The organism is Protofrankia sp. Cas8 (genome assembly GCF_963555845.1).
In the GTDB taxonomy this organism is placed as follows: Bacteria; Actinomycetota; Actinomycetes; order Frankiales; family Frankiaceae; genus Protofrankia.
The window spans coordinates 1-538 of the sequence record NZ_CAUVXI010000240.1 but is presented as its reverse complement, the minus strand read 5'-3'; the positions used below and the strand labels follow the sequence as shown (position 1 = coordinate 538).

Annotated in this window: 1 protein-coding gene; it reads left to right on the top strand. The window is 70.8% G+C overall.

Annotated features, from left to right (window positions below; translation table 11 throughout):
* Positions 1-538 (top strand): ATP-binding protein (locus tag U9977_RS23765; RefSeq protein WP_322751507.1); only part of this gene is annotated, 538 nt, incomplete at both ends.

The window sequence follows — 538 nt, the reverse complement described above, 5'->3', positions numbered from 1 at the left end:
GGGCTATTTTGTGGTGCATGCGCCGCGGCAGACGGGGAAGACGACCACGCTGCGGGCTCTCGCGGACGCGTTGACCGCCACCGGCGTGTACGCGGCGCTGCATTTTTCGTGTGAGGTCGGCGAGGCTGCCGGCGACGACTACGGCGCGGCGCAGCGCGGCGTACTCCGCGCGATGCGAAGCCGGGCCGAGATCGCCCTGCCGGCAGAGCTGCGGCCGCCGCCTTGGCCGGCGGCCCCTGACGAGAACATGCTCGCGGAGGCGCTCGCGGGGTGGGCGCGGGTCTGCCCGCGGCCGTTGGTGCTGTTTTTCGATGAGATCGACGCGTTGCGCGGTGCGAGTCTGATCAGCGTGCTGCGCCAGTTGCGGGCCGGGTTCAACGAGCGACCGGATGGGTTTCCCGCCTCAGTGGCGTTGTGTGGGCTGCGCGACGTCCGGGACTACAAGGCGGCCTCGGGCGGCGACCCGTCCCGGCTCGGCACCGCGAGCCCGTTCAATATCAAGTTGGAGTCGCTGCGGTTGGGGGATTTCACCGCGGCC